The sequence below is a fragment of the Rhodococcus sp. 14-2470-1b genome (assembly GCF_002259415.1).
GTDB lineage: Bacteria > Actinomycetota > Actinomycetes > Mycobacteriales > Mycobacteriaceae > Rhodococcoides.
The window spans coordinates 60,233-76,237 of sequence record NZ_NPFY01000039.1 but is presented as its reverse complement, the minus strand read 5'-3'; the positions used below and the strand labels follow the sequence as shown (position 1 = coordinate 76,237).

Annotated in this window: 18 protein-coding genes; 13 read left to right on the top strand and 5 right to left on the bottom strand. The window is 63.3% G+C overall.

The features are described 5' to 3' along the window. Positions 1-3 precede the first annotated feature (3 nt). The 7 genes from CH293_RS26650 to CH293_RS26625 all read left to right on the top strand — a co-directional run bounded on the left by CH293_RS26650 (position 4) and on the right by CH293_RS26625 (position 7,503). The gene (locus CH293_RS26650; protein ID WP_255122996.1) at positions 4-1,848 is read left to right on the top strand and encodes an ATP/GTP-binding protein; all 1,845 of its coding nucleotides are present in this window, start codon (positions 4-6) and stop codon (positions 1,846-1,848) included. After that, entirely contained in the window at positions 1,848-2,186 is a 339-nt protein-coding gene (locus CH293_RS26645; protein ID WP_094721950.1) for a transposase, read from the top strand. The genes CH293_RS26650 and CH293_RS26645 overlap by 1 nt, the downstream gene beginning before the upstream one ends. After that, complete coding sequence (locus CH293_RS26640; protein ID WP_094721949.1) at positions 2,183-3,814, top strand: peptidoglycan DD-metalloendopeptidase family protein; 1,632 nt, start codon at positions 2,183-2,185, stop codon at positions 3,812-3,814. Before CH293_RS26645 ends, CH293_RS26640 begins: the two co-directional genes overlap by 4 nt. A gap of 36 nt (positions 3,815-3,850) precedes the next feature. Next, positions 3,851-4,249: a hypothetical protein gene (locus CH293_RS26635; protein ID WP_068050834.1), complete on the top strand. Its 399-nt coding sequence runs from the start codon at positions 3,851-3,853 to the stop codon at positions 4,247-4,249. 73 nt (positions 4,250-4,322) lie between these two features. Further along, entirely contained in the window at positions 4,323-4,469 is a 147-nt protein-coding gene (locus tag CH293_RS28335) for a hypothetical protein (RefSeq protein WP_176460136.1), read from the top strand. Beyond that, a complete protein-coding gene (locus CH293_RS26630) occupies positions 4,466-5,038 on the top strand; it encodes a hypothetical protein (protein ID WP_255122995.1) in 573 nt (190 codons plus the stop codon). Before CH293_RS28335 ends, CH293_RS26630 begins: the two co-directional genes overlap by 4 nt. Positions 5,039-5,109: 71 nt before the next feature. Further along, on the top strand, positions 5,110-7,503 hold the full coding sequence (locus CH293_RS26625) for a DNA topoisomerase III (RefSeq protein ID WP_094721948.1): 2,394 nt from the start codon (positions 5,110-5,112) through the stop codon (positions 7,501-7,503). Positions 7,504-7,547: 44 nt separating this feature from the next. On the opposite strand, the gene CH293_RS26620 is transcribed toward CH293_RS26625, so the two are convergent. The 3 genes from CH293_RS26620 to CH293_RS26610 all read right to left on the bottom strand — a co-directional run bounded on the left by CH293_RS26620 (position 7,548) and on the right by CH293_RS26610 (position 9,993). Next, the gene (locus tag CH293_RS26620) at positions 7,548-7,901 is read right to left on the bottom strand and encodes a hypothetical protein (protein WP_141217233.1); all 354 of its coding nucleotides are present in this window, start codon (positions 7,899-7,901) and stop codon (positions 7,548-7,550) included. Between the two features lie 126 nt (positions 7,902-8,027). Beyond that, positions 8,028-8,741, bottom strand: coding sequence for a hypothetical protein (locus tag CH293_RS26615; protein ID WP_094721946.1), 714 nt, complete (start codon positions 8,739-8,741; stop codon positions 8,028-8,030). An 82-nt stretch (positions 8,742-8,823) separates the two neighbouring features. Continuing rightward, positions 8,824-9,993, bottom strand: coding sequence for a NucA/NucB deoxyribonuclease domain-containing protein (locus CH293_RS26610; protein WP_141217232.1), 1,170 nt, complete (start codon positions 9,991-9,993; stop codon positions 8,824-8,826). Between the two features lie 252 nt (positions 9,994-10,245). Between CH293_RS26610 and CH293_RS26605 the strand changes: the two genes are divergently transcribed. Then, positions 10,246-10,878 carry a DUF6461 domain-containing protein gene (locus CH293_RS26605; protein ID WP_094721944.1) on the top strand — a complete coding sequence of 211 codons (633 nt, stop codon included), beginning with the start codon at positions 10,246-10,248 and terminating at the stop codon, positions 10,876-10,878. Positions 10,879-10,883: 5 nt separating this feature from the next. After that, on the top strand, positions 10,884-11,348 hold the full coding sequence (locus tag CH293_RS26600; protein ID WP_255123003.1) for a GNAT family N-acetyltransferase: 465 nt from the start codon (positions 10,884-10,886) through the stop codon (positions 11,346-11,348). Positions 11,349-11,526: 178 nt separating this feature from the next. Here the strand turns inward: CH293_RS26600 and CH293_RS26595 are convergent, their stop codons facing one another. Further along, positions 11,527-11,895: an Lsr2 family protein gene (locus tag CH293_RS26595; RefSeq protein WP_094721982.1), complete on the bottom strand. Its 369-nt coding sequence runs from the start codon at positions 11,893-11,895 to the stop codon at positions 11,527-11,529. Positions 11,896-12,115: 220 nt separating this feature from the next. Between CH293_RS26595 and CH293_RS26590 the strand changes: the two genes are divergently transcribed. The 3 genes from CH293_RS26590 (at position 12,116) to CH293_RS26580 (ending at position 14,522) form a co-directional block, all read left to right on the top strand. Next, positions 12,116-12,451: a hypothetical protein gene (locus CH293_RS26590; protein WP_094721943.1), complete on the top strand. Its 336-nt coding sequence runs from the start codon at positions 12,116-12,118 to the stop codon at positions 12,449-12,451. A gap of 544 nt (positions 12,452-12,995) precedes the next feature. Next, a complete protein-coding gene (locus tag CH293_RS28330) occupies positions 12,996-13,178 on the top strand; it encodes a hypothetical protein (RefSeq protein WP_176460135.1) in 183 nt (60 codons plus the stop codon). Positions 13,179-13,406: 228 nt separating this feature from the next. Continuing rightward, positions 13,407-14,522 (top strand): hypothetical protein, encoded by a 1,116-nt coding sequence (locus CH293_RS26580; RefSeq protein ID WP_094721941.1) that lies wholly within the window; start codon positions 13,407-13,409, stop codon positions 14,520-14,522. Between the two features lie 722 nt (positions 14,523-15,244). Here CH293_RS26580 and CH293_RS26570 read toward each other — a convergent pair. Next, entirely contained in the window at positions 15,245-15,448 is a 204-nt protein-coding gene (locus CH293_RS26570) for a hypothetical protein (RefSeq protein ID WP_094721939.1), read from the bottom strand. A gap of 175 nt (positions 15,449-15,623) precedes the next feature. Here CH293_RS26570 and CH293_RS26565 point away from each other — a divergent pair, with 175 nt between their 5' ends. After that, on the top strand, positions 15,624-16,001 hold the full coding sequence (locus CH293_RS26565) for a hypothetical protein (protein WP_094721938.1): 378 nt from the start codon (positions 15,624-15,626) through the stop codon (positions 15,999-16,001). Positions 16,002-16,005 lie beyond the last annotated feature (4 nt).

Sequence of the window (16,005 nt, the reverse complement as noted above, 5' to 3'; positions counted from 1 at the left end):
CCGATGACCATGACCGACGACCGCCCCGACCTGAGATACGCAGATGACCTATATGTCGAGACCGACGCTGCACGGCCGTCGGCATTTGTGCGGTGGATCATCGGCGACACCGACTACGCCGAGCTCGCCGCAGCCGTCGCGACCGGCGACGCCGAAGAGCCCAACCCGTACTCCCGACGCGGCATCGGCCTGGCGCGGTGGCGCAACGACCACCCTCACGTCGAGCGGGCCGTCCACGACGCCGCTGGGGATCCGTGGTGGCGGGCAGCACTGTCGTCGAGCGCTCGTGGCCTCAAAGGTGCGGGCGGTGGCCGGATGTCGACCGTCCCGGCACCGATCGAGTACGAAGCGACCTCGGTGCAGATGTGCGGGCTCAACCCGTGGGCGATCGGCGCGGCCGCGCCCTCGTCCGGGACCATCGTCGGTCAGCACGCCATCACCGGCAACGCGGTCTCGTGCGATCCGTTCGCGTACTTCCGCGACAAGCTCATCGGCAACCCCTCGATGTTTGTCCTGTCCCTGCCGGGCCTGGGGAAGTCGACGCTGATCCGCAAGATCCTCCTCGGGGCGTGCGGCTGGGGACAGACCCCGATCGTGGCCGGCGACATCAAAGGCGAATACGTCAAGCTCACACACCTGGTCGGTGGGCAGGTGATCACCCTCGGGCACGGCGGCGGACATCTCAACCCCCTCGCCGCCGGGGCCCTCGGGCAGGCCGTCGTCCGCGCGATCGCCGCCCGCGACGAGGCCACCGACCCCGCCCGGATCGCCGAGCTCGACGAGCTGATCGACGTCGCCACCATCACCATCTCCACCCGCCAGATCAACGCCGTCTGCGCCCTGGTCGAGCTGATCCGCTACGACACGCACTCGGTGAAGGCCTTCGAGAACTCCCTGATCGGTATCGCGCTGCGCGAGCTGTACGCCGACGGCGGTTTCACCTACGAGTACCCGCCGCTGCTCAAAGACCTCTACACCCGCATCGACGCCGGCTCGGCAGACATGCTCCAAGCGGCCTACAAGACCGACCGCGAGGGCTATCGCGAGGCGATCACCGAGCTGATGCAGGCCCTCGGTGCACTGACCTCCGGCCCACTTGGAGACATCTTCGCCGACCACACCACCGAACCGATCGACCTCGACGCACCGATGATCTGCATCGACGTCTCATCCCTCGACCGGGGAGACACCACCCTCAAAGCGGCCGTGATGCTCTCCTGCTGGGCCGACGCCTACGGCACCGTCGAAGCTGCACACCTGCTCGCCGACGCAGGCCTGGACCGCCAGCGCCTGTTCCTGATGGCCCTCGACGAGCTGTGGCAGGTCATTGGGGCAGGACCGGGCATGGTCGCCCGCGTCAACGAGATCACCCGCCTCAACCGCACCGACGCGACCGGGCTGCTGATGATCACCCACACCGGCCGCGACCTCGAAACCCTGCCCACCGAAGCCGACATCAAGACCGCCAAGGGCTTCATCGACCGCGCCGGCATGGTCGTCTGCGGGGGCCTGCCCATCGGCGAAGTCGAACGCCTCTCCGGTGAGCTGAAGTTCACCGCCGCCGAAGCAGGCATGGTCACCTCCTGGTCGCGCGGCGCAGCACTGCGCGGGTCCGAACGCCGCACCGTCCGCAATCCGATCGGCCGCGGGAAGTTTCTGATCAAGGTCGCCAAAGACAACACCCCCGGCATCCCCATCCAGACCATCCTCACCGACGTCGAATACGACACCGGCGTCCACGACACCAACGCCCGCTTCGCCGAGTACTTCGCCGGCGGCCAGCACCACGCCGCCGACAGCGACGACGCCCACTACACCCAGGACCCCGCGCTGGTCGGAGTGCAGTGATGACCGCCGAGTACCCCCGCGCCGAATACCCGGCGCAGACCCGCTCGTGGGCGCTCGATCAATACGAGAAGTCGCGACACAACTACTCCTCCCGCGCCGAATGCGTTGCAGCCTTGGCTGTCTCGATCGGAGCTCACGAGAACACCGTGGCCCGGTGGATCAAGGACAAGTACGGGCCCTCGCGTCGACCCGCGGCGGACGAGGTGACCGCACGACTGCGGGCCGCCGAGGAGGAGATCACCCGACTGCGGTCGGAAAACCGGACCCTCAGCGAGCGTTTGGCCGCCCACGCCCCGCGATCGATCGGCGCGGAGTCGATACGGACGGCCGCGTTGTGAAGAAAGGCGGCGCGATCGCGCTGGCCGTCGTCCTCGCACTGTCACTGTTCGTGGTCCTGTTCGTCACCACCGGTGTGCGCGAGGAAGTGCCCACCGATTGTCTTCCCGGGAAGAGCATTTCCTCTGCTACAGGCGGGGTTCCGGCCGGGTCGTTCTCCAAGCCGATGAAGACATCCGAAGGCCAGTTGACGAGCCCGTTCGGGTCGCGGTGGGGAACGATGCACAAGGGCATCGACCTCGCCGGTCCCGTCGGTACACCGATCTACGCCTACGCCGACGGCATCGTCACCAAAGCCGAACCCGCGACCGGATTCGGGATGTGGATCGTCCTCGAGCACAACATCGACGGACAGACCGTCTCCACGGTGTACGGGCACATGTTCCCCGACGGTGTCCTGGTCAAGCCAGGCGAACGTGTCACCGCGGGTCAGCACATCGCCGACGAAGGCAACAACGGCGACACCACCGGCGCGCACCTGCACTTCGAGTACCACACCGGGCCCTGGTCACCCGACAACGCGATCGACCCGCAGCCGTTCTACGACGCCGCCGCCGAGCCCGGTAGCGGACAGACCGGCCAGAGCCCACTGCCGTCTCCGTCGACGAACGCACCGATCTCGCCCGCCCCGAACGGCGGCACCGCGGAGATGGCGGCTCTCCCCGCCAATGTCGGCTCCGAAGAGCACTTTCAGGTCGACACGGTCCGCGTCGCCCGCGCTGTTCACGCGAAGTTCCCCCAGATCACCACCATCGGTGGGTGGCGGGCCGACGGTGGGGGATTCGACGACCACCCCTCCGGCCGGGCCGCGGACATCATGATCGACAACTGGTCCTCCGAGGAAGGCAAAGCGCTCGGCGACCAGGTCAAGGACTACCTGTGGGCGAACCGCGACTATCTCCAGATCGAATACATGATCTGGCGACAGGAATACATCCCCTCCCAAGGTGAACCGAACACCATGGAGGACAGGGGATCTCCCACCCAGAACCACTTCGACCACGTCCACGTCACCACCGTCGGCCACGGCGCACCGGCACCCGGCCAGACCTACGGGCCCGTCCCCGGCGGCGGCGGATCCGCACCGAAGGCGACCGGGAACTGCACCACCGCACCCGGTGCCGGTCTCGGTGATCACGCGAACCTCGCCGCCGGCCAGATCCCTCCCGAGTTCGAGCCGTGGCTCGCCCTCTCGGCCGCTCAGTGCCGCGAGCTCTCACCCGCGATCCTCGCCGCTCAGCTCAAACAGGAATCCGGCTTCACACCGGGCCTGACCAGTACGGCCGGGGCCGAAGGGTACGCGCAATTCCTCCCCGGAACGTGGGCGTCGTTCGGTTTCCCCGTCGACGATCAGGGCGTCGTCACCGGAGCTGCGGGGGAGGGGGATCCCAACGACATCGGCGACGCCGTCATGGCGCAGGGCCGCTACAACTGCTCGGTCGCCGACACCCTACGACCGGGCATCGAATCCGGGGCCATCACAGGCGATCCCGTCGAGCTGATGCTCGCCGGATACAACGCCGGCCCCGGAGCGGTCCAACAGTTCGGCGGCGTCCCTCCCTACTCGGAGACCCAGAACTACGTCACCACCATCACCGCCACCGCATCCGACTACGACCTGGCCCGATAGCCGCCACCGACCAATACTCGACGGAAAGGCCCACTCATGAGCACCGCACCGACACGCACCAACCACCACCTGACGTCCCACGACCGGCATCGAGCACTGACAGCCCTTGCTCTGACCTCGGTCATCGTATGGACGGTATGGGCTGTTCCCGTCGCCCGACTGATCCTGGAGTCGATGATCACCACGATCGAGGACAGCGGCCGCGCCGCGGCGACCCGCGACGTTCTCGCGCATGGTTGGTGGGCCGTCATCGTCGTCACCGCGGCGATGACCATAGGCAGCGTCGTCGCTGTCGCCGACGCCTCTGCGCGAGCGCAGAACTGGACTGTCACTGCGCTCCGCAAAGCCATCCACTTGGCGGCGACCGCGCTCGTCATGTGGGCGATCTGGACGGTCAGCGTGATCGCCGCAGCAGGAGTCCCCACCGTCGGTTAGCGCTGCACACCCACACATTTGTTGTCGGTGGCCACCAGGACACTGGCACCATCACAGACCAAGGAGCACAGACATGGCACAGATCCTCCACAGCCGCCGAGCGGACGCACCGATCGTCGACTGGCTCGAAGTCATCGCCAAAGCCGCTGCACTGGGCCAGATCTGCGACACCGACGCTGAATCAGCGAACGACTCCGACTCGCAGGAGACCACGAGATGAGCCGAAGAGCAGCCATCGTGTTCGCGTGTCTCGGCATCGTCGGTGTGGTCGCCATTGCCGCTGTGATCGTGTTCGTCTTCCGCGGCTCGGACACACCGCCGCCACCGGGTACCGACGCCGGGATCGCCATCGACCCGTCCGCCACCGACCCCGTGGGTGTCGCGACGGCGGTGATGTCCGCTGTGTACACCTGGCAACCCGCCGTGCAGGATTCGCCCTGGGATGCCATGCACGGGCAACGCCAACATCTGACCGGATCGATGGCCACCGCCGCCGCCACACCACCCGATCCAGCGCCGCAGCCGATCCCGGAGTGGTCGGCGTGGGCACGCAGCGGAGACGTCGTCACCGCCGTCGCTCGACCGGACACCAGCGTCTACGCCGACGGCACAGCCGCCGAGATGGACGGCGACGACAAGGCCACCGTGGCTGTCGTCATCGACCGCGTCGTCCAACACCGCAGCGGTGAGATCACCCCGTTCACCGGCTACACCGGAGCCGTCGACGTCGAACTCACCGCTGACGGCTGGAAAGTCGCGAACTATCGCCTCGTCAGCGCAGGCCTCTAGCCGACTCACCACCGGCAACACCGGCGCCGACCACACGCTGCACGCACCGCAGAGAAGAAGGATCTATTGTCATGGGAAAAGTGGGAATCCTCACCGAAAAGCCCTCCGCAGCACGTAACTTCGCCGCCGCACTGGGCGGCATGAGTGGCACGTTCGCAGGCACGGAGTACGTCATCGTCCATGCTCGCGGGCACCTGCTGGAATTGAAAGACCCCGCCGCGATGGTGCCCGCGCCTCTCACCGACAAGTACAAGAGCTGGGAGCTTGAACATCTCCCGTGGAACGCCGACGACTTCCGCTGGGAGCGAGAGATCCGGCGCCGGGTGTCCGGCGGCAAGCTGGTCACCGATCCGGACGCGAAAAGCCTGCTCCACGAACTTAGGACGGCCCTCTCGGGCTGCGAGAGCATCTGCAATGCAGCCGATCTCGATCCGACCGGTGAAGGTTCACTGCTGGGCTGGGAGATCGTGGAGTACCTGGGACTCGAGAACAAGAAGCTCGAACGCATGGAGTTCCTGGACGAGACACCGGCATCGCTGCGTAAGGCCTTCACAGCCCGTCGGCCGGTCACCGCGATCGCTGCCGAAGGCGACTACCGCAAGGCCGATTTCCGGTCGAAGTGGGACATGCTCTCGATGCAGTTCACCAGACTCGCGACCAAGACGACCGGGGCGAGCACGGTACTGCGTAACGGGCGACTCAAGTCCGCGATGGTCGTAATCGTCGGTGACGGGCTCGACGCGCACCACGGATACCTCAAGAAGGCGTTCTACGAGAACCGGTTTCGGGACGAGAACGGCGTGACGTACACCGACCCCGAGATCGATCGATTCGAGAACGAGAACGAGGTTCCCGGCGGCCTTCAGTCGTCACCGGTCGTCCACGACGGGACCACACGCAAGAAAACGGGACCGCCGAAACTGATGGACCTGGCCGCACTGTCATCTCTGTTGTCGAAGAAAGGTTTCGGGGCGAAGAACGTTCTAGACACCTATCAGAAGATGTACGAGGCGCAGGTGGTGTCCTACCCGCGCACCGAGGACAAGTTCATCTCGATCGAGCAGTTCAACGAGCTACTTCCCTCGGTCGACGCGATCGCCGGTGTGGTGGGCGTGGATCCGGCGGCGCTGAGCCATCGCGGCCCACGCACGAGCCATATCAAGTCCGGTGGCGCGCACGGTGCCAACCGCCCGGGGCCCAACGTACCGCCGAGCCTCGCGGCAGTGGAGAAGGCCTACGGCGAGCTGGGTCGGGAGATCTACGAGCTCCTCGCCAAGAACTACCTGACGATGCTCGCCCCCGATTACGAGTATGACCAGCATCGCGGCCACGTCGAGAAGTATCCGAGCTTCGTCGGCTCGCTGAATGTGCCCGCAGTGCTCGGATGGAAAGGTGTGTTCGTCGTCGTCGAGGAGGAGGACGGCGGCGAGCGCGACGAGCAACCCACGGGTGCGACGGCGTTGGGTACTGTCGCGGACCCGTTCGTCCACGAGGGCTTCCCGCCGCGGCCGCCGCATCCGACGATGGGATGGTTGATGAAGCAGCTCGAGAAGCGGAGCGTAGGTACCGGCGCGACCCGGACGAGCACCTATGCCGAGGTCACGAACAACTCGGGTGGCAAGGCCTTGATGGTCGAGAAGCGCGGCAAGATCACCCTCAGCGCGATCGGTGAACTCAACCATCGGATCCTGCCGGGCACTCACATCGGGGATCTGACGATCACCGAGCAGGTCTTCGAGCAGATGGCGCAGATCGAGGCCGGTACCGGCGATGCAGCCGACTATCTGTCCCTCGTGGCGGATCTGGTGCGCCGCGACCTCGAGACCATGAAGACCAACGCAGGCAAGCTGTCCGGCGAGCTCACTGCACGGATGGGCAAGGCCGGAGTGACCCGAGAAGCGGTGGAGATGATCGACCTGCCACCGGAACTGCACTTCACCCACGCAGACACGGTCGTGACCCGCGCGAAGCGGCTCTTCGGTGGCCACCGGTTCACCGACACCGAAGTAGCGGCACTGCTCGCCGGCCGGGTCATCGAAATCGTCGCGACGAGCGCGAAGTCGGGAAAGACATTCACCTGCACGGGAAAACTCGAACCAGGAGTGAGGGAGAAAGACGGCAAGCAGTACCCACACGTGAGCTTCAACCCGCAGTTCGAGGAGCGTGCACCTCGGACAGACCTGGTCAGCGGAGTGTGGAAAGGCAAACAGGTCACGTTCAAAGGCCGCGGATGGGGTGCCAACGACCACTGGCCCGGCAAGGACTTCACCGAGCAAGAACTCGCGTCGCTGCTGGCCGGGGAGACCATCGAATTCGACGCCACCAGCAAGACAGGCAAGACGTACCGGGCCAAGGGCGCACTGGCCGCAGGTACCTACCAGGGCAGCAAGACATTTGGATTCAAGCTGAAGTTCGAGGACCGCACATCCACCGCAGGCACCAAGAAACGCACCGTGCGTCGGTAAACGGGTGCCGCAGGGCCATCGGGAAACGAGTTCGAGCGGCGGGTTCAGAAGAAGGTCAGCTGTGCCTCGTCGACGCGGACACGTCCGGTCTTCGTCCGGCGCGGTCGGACCGGGGGAGTGGGCCGTGCCGGTGCTGTACACCCTGCTATGTCGAGGCCGGCGAACGCGCGACGCGCCAATTCATCCCGCACACGGGATCGTTCGGCTACGCGTGCACGTCCGACCGCAGTGTCTCGGTTACTCCACTCCGACTCCCACGCAGCCGATCCCGGTGTCGGCGCGCCCACAGCTCGGTCGGTGACCCGATCGAGGAGTTGATCGATCCTGTCGATCACCACGTGCGCGAGATCCTCGAGTACACGTTCGGGCACCGTGGCCACGGACTCATCGACGTTCACGCCGCCACTGTAGAGCCGGTCACCGACGTACCTGGACTGCATTGCGGCGACGCGGTACATAGACGCCGGCAGGGTGGTGAACCGCAATGCGGTTCACCACCCCTTCCGATTCTCGGAGCCCTCTGATCAGCCGATTTGGAACGTACCGAGCTGAGTGGTGCCGTCCGTGGCATAGACCGGGACGCTACGCGGTGTCGCGGACAGTGCGGCGGCTGCGGCCGGGTTTTGGGGGGCGACGCCGTCGAGGTCTGTCTGCTTCACGTAGCCGAGCTGACCGTCGGTGGCGTACGCGGCAATCAAGTCGGGAGTCTCGGCTGTGGTATCACCCGACCCGAATTCTTCGCCCCCTGCGTTAGTACCTGTCTGGATCTGTTCGTCCGAGCCTGCTACGCGAGCCGTCGTCGGTGCGGTCCAATCGAGCGGGTTGCTCGGGAATGTAACCGTCTGGTCGTAAGTGAAGTTCGTAGCGTTCCACACGGCGACGAAGCCATGACTGTTGTAGGACCCGGTTCCGCACGTTCCCGTCGTTCCTGCGGAGAAGTCCGCTGTAGGCCCGGGGTTGTAGCGATAGTCGATTGCTTCGCACAGAACTCCGGATTTGAACAATCGAGCACGCACCCCGATATCCCCCGGAGCGGCGTTCTGACCGAATGTGCTGTAGATCCGGCTCGAGGCGGTCAACGGTGCATTGTTGATCGTCGAAGTGGTCAGGTATCGGCCGCCCCCTGCTGGCCCTACCCAACCTGTGACGGTTGCAGCTTGGGCAGGTACCGCGGAGACGAGGATGCCCACGGTCGCCGCCAATGCAGCCACCGTTGCCGCACGTTTGGTGTTCTTCATGGAGTTTCAGCCTTTCTTCGTTGGATGAGTAACACTCGATCGGGTCGATTTGCGTTGCGCGATGCTCGGATATGAGCTCGGCCTACGAGCCGACGCTGACGTAGTAGGCATCGCGTACCGCTGCGAAGGGCAGAATGCGGTTTCTGTCGAAGAAATTCTTGAGCGTTGCGCCCTGACTGCTGTTCTCTGTCTGAGGCACCCAGGCAATCACCGTGTTGCTGCCGCCCTCGAGGCTGCTTGCGAACGGATACTCGTCACAGGAGGGGCTGACCATGTCGGCGCGGGGTGGGGCTAACGCCGCCTTCCTGGCGGTACTGCACGCGATGGCACGGTTCGCGTCGCGCTCGGCTGTGGTAACTCGATGCAATGGCCCACCGAACGGAGTGCCGATTCTATCGAGACTGGCCTGACCGTTGGTAATATTCTTGGCAATGTCTGGCGTTGTCGACCGAGAGAAAGTCACTGTTGGCCGAAACTCCGGATTCACGCAACCCGCGGTGCCGCTCTGAATCATCTCGGCATTGTCACAGCGTATCGCGACTCCGGCCATCGGCAGCGTATCCGTCGGCCGCAAGGGCTCCTGACTCGGCGGCGGGGTATACGTCACCTTTATCTTGTAGGTCGAGCTCGTATACGAGTTCGCAGCCGTGATCCGTTTGGTGAAGTCAGGAAAACTCTTCTGAGGAAGTACCGACCCGTCGTTCACCGGGATGCTGTATTGACCGATCGTCTTGTCCGTCCCATTTGCCCCCTGCTCGTACTGCGTGGCAATCAGGTCCAGCGCGAGACTGCCGCCGTCGGTTGACCCTACGAGGACCTTCTTGATGGTCGCATCGACGGTCAGGGTACTGCTCAAACTCCTCACATCATTACGGCTAGTCAACATGAGGTCGACAAAATAACGACCGATAACATTCTCGGTACCGCGCGTGACTTGCTCGATAACAAATCCGTTCGTCTTGCAAGCGCTTGTTCGTGACGGCAGGTTGCAGAGATAGGTCGGGGCGGTGGGATCGGTCGCCGCACTGCGAGCCGCCGCATCCGGGGCGAGCGGGACAATCCGACTGTAGACATCCCCGTCCAGAGGTGATGGGCTGGGCACCTGATCCGCAGCCGGCGGGGACGGGCTCGATGTCACGGGTGGCGTAGGCGCACTGGGGGTGCCAGAGGCGATTGGCGTGGCTGCCGCGGAAGCGGCCATGACCATCACGGCGATAGCGACAATACGCTTGCATCGGTTGCGGGAGAACAAGATCGCGAATCCTCCGAGTCTCAGACGTTCGGTAGTGGTGGGAACTAGACTTACACAGCGACGGGCCGCTGACCACAGCTACGGCACAAAAAACCAAACGAACGGTTTAGCCACATTTGACCTACGGAATGAGGGTTACTGGTGAAGCACCAGAATCTAGGTCGATGGGCGATCGGCGACGCCAGCTACACGCCTGCGGGGATGACCAACGAGGCCCGGCCGTACAGGTACGCACAGTGAGACGGAGACGACATGACGAATTATCGTGATTACCTTTGGGTCGAAGAGTTCGACTTCTTCACTTCCGACGGTTACTGCTTGGCGCTCGTTGACGCGAGTACTACCGCAGATATTCTGACCAGCCTCAGAGTGTCCGATGACAGGCTTTCCATAGTCGGCGCTAATGCCGCACTTCGCGAGAGTCACGGCCTGGGTGTGCAACACGACGCCGATGGGGTGCAAGTCCAGCCGGTCGCAATTGCCGACGTCGGAGACGGGTGGACGATGCTGCTGCAGGCACCGGGGTTTCTCGGTATCTCAGATACGGCGATGTCCGAGATAATCACGACTCATGATGTTGTCTCGCACGGCGCAGACAGATTCGTGTGGTGGTCGGAAGGTGTCAAGAAAATCTCATTCGAGCCGCTGCTGCCGCAATCAGACCTGGTAGGAGTACTTGCCGACCGCCAGCCACCGGAATCACGCGCCCACATCGTCGCCCTGATCTCCGAAGTCGGCGGGATAGACCTCGACGAAACACCAGGACGAGAATTCCACCACGTTGCGGGATCATTCGCGCTCGCAGAACGACTTACAAAGGTACGAATAACCAGAAACCTGCTTGAGACAAGTCGTTTCACTGTTACTAACGTGACGCTGAAGTGACCGGAATGACCACGGTGCCTATCGAACTCCTCGATATGCGCCGCGGCAGAGAAAGCCGGTACACCTGGCAACCGCCGTTCGACCTGGAGATCAAATACGAGCACGAGCACTGGTGGGATTATGTCCCGTACCACTTTGACGACCCATGGTACGTCCAGGTTCAGGCAGGCGGTACCGAGATCGCGCGCATCGAACTCGACGATCCAGGTGACATCAACCCCGATTACACGAACGCACCGGAATTGGGCCCGGAACGGTTGGAGATCCAAACGATGGAGGTCGCCGCATCCTCGCGACAACGCGGCGTAGGCACCCGAGTCGTACAGGCGCTAACGGAAAGGCACCCACATCGGCGACTATTTGCGTACTCCGAAGAGGCCCATGGGTTCTGGGCGTCGCTCGGCTGGCAACGGTTCGACCACCCAGAAGGCGAACAGTTCCATCGGCCGCTGTTTATTCAACGGAAGTAGCCGACCCGCCAGTCCATCGGATCGTCCGACACGGCCTCCCAGTCGTTGTCTCGCGGGAGAGGTTCTCGCCTCGCGTTCGGAGGAACGCAACCAGCTTCGTCGAGAGCTCGGGCTCGACGAACACTAGAAAGCTTCCCTCTTCGCGCTGTTGCTCAGCTGCAGAGACCCAACGGCATGGTCAGTGAGCGGCGTTGTACGCCTCTTCGATAGCGGCCGGGATGCGGCCGCGATCGCTGATCTCGTAGCCCTCGTCGGCCGCCCACTGCCGAATCGCGCGCGTCTGCGCCGGATCACGCGTGGGCGGTGACCCGGCCTTCGCGGGCGTCGTCGCGCCGCTGGGGGAGGGCTTGCGCTTGCGGCCACCGACCCGCGTCGCGTGCTCGATGTAGGAATCCATTCTCCTGTGAAACTCGTTGGCGTTCTTCGCCTTCAGGTCGATCACGTACTCGACGCCATTGACTGCAAATTCGATAGTTTCGCCGGATTCGTCGTCTATGACCGACCCGTCGATATCGTCCACCAATTGGGTTGTCACTCGTTTGGCCACAGCCGGAATACCTTTCAATCACACAATGTCACGAATTCGATAGTGCCAGCCTAGCCAACGAACGAGCTGCCGAGCTGCAACCCCCTACCGCCGGCGGAGGGGCGCGCTGCAGTGTCCGTTCGGTTCTGGAAACACACGTTGATCAGTCAATACGAGCGACGATAAAATCGTCCGGTCGGACGCAGCTCATAGAGGTGCGACTCACCGGAGGGATTCCGAAATGTCCGAACCTGCAACACCATCGACCGACAACGACCGGCTTTTGAAGAAGCTACAGAGGGTTCAGGACGAAAACGTTCACAACCCTAGAGACGACTGGTACACCGCGAACGACCTAGTGGAGAGTGGATACCGCCGCGACGCCCTCGTCGATCTTTTCGGAAAACCGACACCGGGACACGACGGGTTGATCGGATGGACCGTCTCGTCGGTATCGAAGATCGAGCAGACCCAGTTGGCCCCAGCCTATGAGCTGCTCGAGTCGGCTTTCGGGGCGTTCAACGATGCGGCCGACACCATGACCTCCCGCGTGATGCACAGCTCGTTCGATTCCTGACGTCTCCGAGAATCCGCTGCATGTCGGGCGGGAGGCCCACATCCCGCCAGCGATTTCGCGCGAGCGGGCAGCCGCGAGCGGGCAGTGTCGAAATTCCTTGTCGGACAACTCTTCCTAGCGTCTGCTGGTACACCTGCATATCAAGAGTGGTCGTATTGCTCTGCGCCCCGACGTGGGGCATGTGCGAGCAGTCGCTGTCACGGTTCCCCGAGGGTGCCGCTGCCCGTCTTAAGCTGCAGATCATGGATCGAAACCAGCACGGACTGCGCGAAGACTACTTTCCGGCCGGAACAGTTGCTGCCCAGGCTTATTCTCCATCGGCCCGTCGATACACCTCCAGGCACCGTGAACTGTTGGAACAGTACGGTGAGCTGTCGTCGACATGGGCGGAATCCGCTTTGGCTTCATGCTTGCGTCGCCTGTCTACGAGCTCGTTGTCCGAAGCGTGGGGTGTGTCGGTGTTGCCGACGCGTGGACGGACGGTTCGGATGCGTTCTGCGTTGTATACCGGTACATGACTGTCGCGAAGACTCTGGGAATTCGGATGACAAAATCGGGGCCGTATCCTGCTGCGGAGACGGCAGACGCGGAGCGCTTCGGCCGAGAAGTGGCCGATTTCGATATCGGAGAACCGTTGGGGACCGTCGCGAACAACCTCCGGCAAGACAAGAACGGTATCGACTGGTGGGGCTACCTCGACGCCGAGACACCGGAGAAGCCCACCTAGTTCGTTTTCGAGCAACGCATGAACCGCAGCACAGGGTTTCGCAGCCGATCAAGGATGTCTTTCGTGGGTCAGGACCTGTCGCATCGATCCGCTGCCGAGACGTGCAGAAGACGACAAGTGTTGCGCTGCAACAGTATGCAGTAGTTTGCTGGTATCCCTGCACATTAGAACTGGTCTTATTGCTCCGCATCCCGCAAGCGGACGCGTGAAAACGCTAGGGTCGTCTCCGTGGCCGGAGATACTGAACCTGTTCTGCAGACCTCGGGAATCGTCGAGGTCGATCACGATCAATTCGTGGTCTCGAACGACGACACGGACACTCTCGACGTGCAGGCGAAAGGCACGTTGATCGAGGTAGGTCCCGGATTTCTGGCCACGTACACGGGCGTGTCCTACGGTCCTGCTCGCGTAACTGTGCAGGTGTGGCAGGCAGAGCCCGTCGCCGAGTACGACAACTGGGAAGTAGTCGAACAATCGGTCATCACCGCGTCGGCCGCAATCGAAGTGCGATCACTGGAGGGACGCCCTTCGGAGGGCCTGGAGCCGATTGCTGCTGGGGCCTACCATGTTCGCGCACACGCACGTGGCCGCGATACGTCGACCTCGCAGGAGGTGACAGAGCCGGTCGAGGACTACCTGTTCCAATTCTGGCCCACACCGCTCGATGACCTCGCCGAGTCACCTGTGGTGGCAACGCTGAAGAAGACGGATAGGGCGTGGTCCGACGAGCCGTCGAACGACACGGAACTGTGGCCGGACAGGTCCATGATTTACGTCCGCGACGAGAATGGTGTCACTCGGAAGGTCGACCCCGAGTCAGATCTCGGCCGCGCTGTAAGGGCGCTGAAGCTGGCTTATGGTGGTCGGCCGCTCAAGGGCAAGCTCACCGACCAAACGTATGCGAAGGCGTTGGCCTTCCTCGACCGACCTCTGGTCGACTGGCTCGCGGAGCAGGACGACGAGATGCTCGACGAGTTCAAGGCCTTTTGCGTCAGAACATGTTTCGCGGTGAGCGGGCTCGACAACTATCCCTGGGTCAACGAGTGGGCTGATCGGGCGATTGCGCAGCGCCGCCTCGACGAGGACTATTTCGATCTGGCCGAACGTGTGAAGTGGGATCCGACCATTCCGAAACGGATCGTTCCCGGCGTACCGGCCAGGCGCGAGTCGCTACAGCAATACGAGGCCGTGAAGACGCTGGCCGGATTCTACGAGCCGGTCCCCTACGACTCGTTGCATCGCGCTCTGGAAACCTACATGTGGGCCTTGGACACATTCGGGATGGACGGATACGAAGAGTTCATCGCAACATTGAGGGAACGCTTCGATATTTCAGGTGAATGACTCCTCCAGGATGACTCTGATCGTGATCGGTTCCGCCGCTACGATCCGTTCATGACGCACCTTGTGGACCAGTGGGGGAGGCTTCTTTCGTGGTGCGACGCGTACGCGCCCGTCACTGCCGCTGGACTCAACCCACCCGCCGAACCAAGGATCGTCAGAGACGCCGAGAGTGCGACGGGTCGGACGTGGACGCCAGAGTTGAGGGAGTGGTTCGCTATGCACAACGGTAGCGACCAGGGCCGCGTCTTCCCTCAGGTTTTGCCGGGTCATAGGCCGATGACAGTTACGGAGCTCGTCGTCGATTGGCTTAGCCTCGTCGGGATTTGGGCGGACACCACCACAGCGTTGGAAGAGATCGAAGGTCGGCAGCTGATTGCAGATCCTGCCGGACGACCGCGTTCACCTACCTCCCCAGTCAGCCTCCAGGCGACACGGATTACGAGGTTCTCATAGTGCCCCCGGCTCTTGCCCAAGAGTTTTTCGACCTGCTCATCAAATCGGGCTGGTCCGTCTTGAACTCGTGGAAGAAACCTGGGGAATTTTTCCGGCGAATCATCGGTCGACATTGCTGCCCGGCTCCTGTGGTCCATCCGCCGCCCTGCCCCGACAAGTGTCGGCTGTGGCGCACGGAACTGGTCCAGAAAGTACAGGATTCTGCCCCGATGTGACGTACGAAAGAGATGCGCTGATCGCTCTGCGCATCCCCGTCGTGGTTAAAGCGTTCACACGCCGGTGAGGCCGGCTCGTCGAAGCTGCGCCCTCGTGTTGCGCAGCGATCGATAGTCACCCGGCGTTCCGGGGATGGTGACCGGACGGACTCCAGGTTCGGCCGGATATACATAGGTTCCGTGCTTGCTGGCACGGTACGTCCACCCCGCCGCCTGTACCGCATCCATGAGCGGTTTCCACTCGTTCCGCTTCGCCATGCCGTGAACCTCCTGGTCGGTGTCACCACCTAGACGCGAAGGGCGCGAAATCGATTCGGAACGCCGACGGACGGCCGGCCGGTTCCATGATCCGAGTGAATCGATTTCGGAGGTTCTGCGTCTAGATGGTGTCGGGTCCCCGAGGACCGGATATCACCAGGAAGAAGGAGTCGGTATGTCCACCATGACCGGTCAGAGCCGCAGGACGCTGACGAGCAGGAGCATCAGGGTGTTCCTGATGCTGCTGACGTCGGCGGCGATTGTCATCGGCCTCACGTTAGGGGCCAACGGGACGGCGGACGCCTCCACCGCCCGTTGCGGTGACGGGAGGTGCGCGGTCTACCTCAGCAAGGCCGAGACCGTGGCCCTGGGGCAGGGCAGGGCGCCGGCGTTGCCGGCCGCCGCTCCGTGGCAGCTGCGGGCGAGCTATTTCGCCCTCGTCCAGACCCACCGGCTGATCGCTCAGCAGTACGGCAACCGGGGCTGGTGCTCGGCCTTTCTGCTCTCGGTCCGCCCGTGGGAGAACCAGGGTTACACCGGATACCGCTGCTAGATCG

Excerpts from the sequence above, each read along its gene's own strand:
- CH293_RS26570 (WP_094721939.1), bottom strand. The coding sequence starts at position 15,448 with ATGGCGAAGCGGAACGAGTGGAAACCGCTCATGGATGCGGTACAGGCG.
- CH293_RS26630 (WP_255122995.1), top strand. The coding sequence starts at position 4,466 with ATGAGCCGAAGAGCAGCCATCGTGTTCGCGTGTCTCGGCATCGTCGGT.
- CH293_RS26635 (WP_068050834.1), top strand. The coding sequence starts at position 3,851 with ATGAGCACCGCACCGACACGCACCAACCACCACCTGACGTCCCACGAC.
- CH293_RS26565 (WP_094721938.1), top strand. The coding sequence starts at position 15,624 with ATGTCCACCATGACCGGTCAGAGCCGCAGGACGCTGACGAGCAGGAGC.
- CH293_RS26650 (WP_255122996.1), top strand. The coding sequence starts at position 4 with ATGACCATGACCGACGACCGCCCCGACCTGAGATACGCAGATGACCTA.
- CH293_RS26645 (WP_094721950.1), top strand. The coding sequence starts at position 1,848 with ATGACCGCCGAGTACCCCCGCGCCGAATACCCGGCGCAGACCCGCTCG.
- CH293_RS26605 (WP_094721944.1), top strand. The coding sequence starts at position 10,246 with ATGACGAATTATCGTGATTACCTTTGGGTCGAAGAGTTCGACTTCTTC.
- CH293_RS28330 (WP_176460135.1), top strand. The coding sequence starts at position 12,996 with ATGACAAAATCGGGGCCGTATCCTGCTGCGGAGACGGCAGACGCGGAG.
- CH293_RS26590 (WP_094721943.1), top strand. The coding sequence starts at position 12,116 with ATGTCCGAACCTGCAACACCATCGACCGACAACGACCGGCTTTTGAAG.
- CH293_RS26600 (WP_255123003.1), top strand. The coding sequence starts at position 10,884 with ATGACCACGGTGCCTATCGAACTCCTCGATATGCGCCGCGGCAGAGAA.
- CH293_RS26625 (WP_094721948.1), top strand. The coding sequence starts at position 5,110 with ATGGGAAAAGTGGGAATCCTCACCGAAAAGCCCTCCGCAGCACGTAAC.
- CH293_RS28335 (WP_176460136.1), top strand. The coding sequence starts at position 4,323 with ATGGCACAGATCCTCCACAGCCGCCGAGCGGACGCACCGATCGTCGAC.
- CH293_RS26615 (WP_094721946.1), bottom strand. The coding sequence starts at position 8,741 with ATGAAGAACACCAAACGTGCGGCAACGGTGGCTGCATTGGCGGCGACC.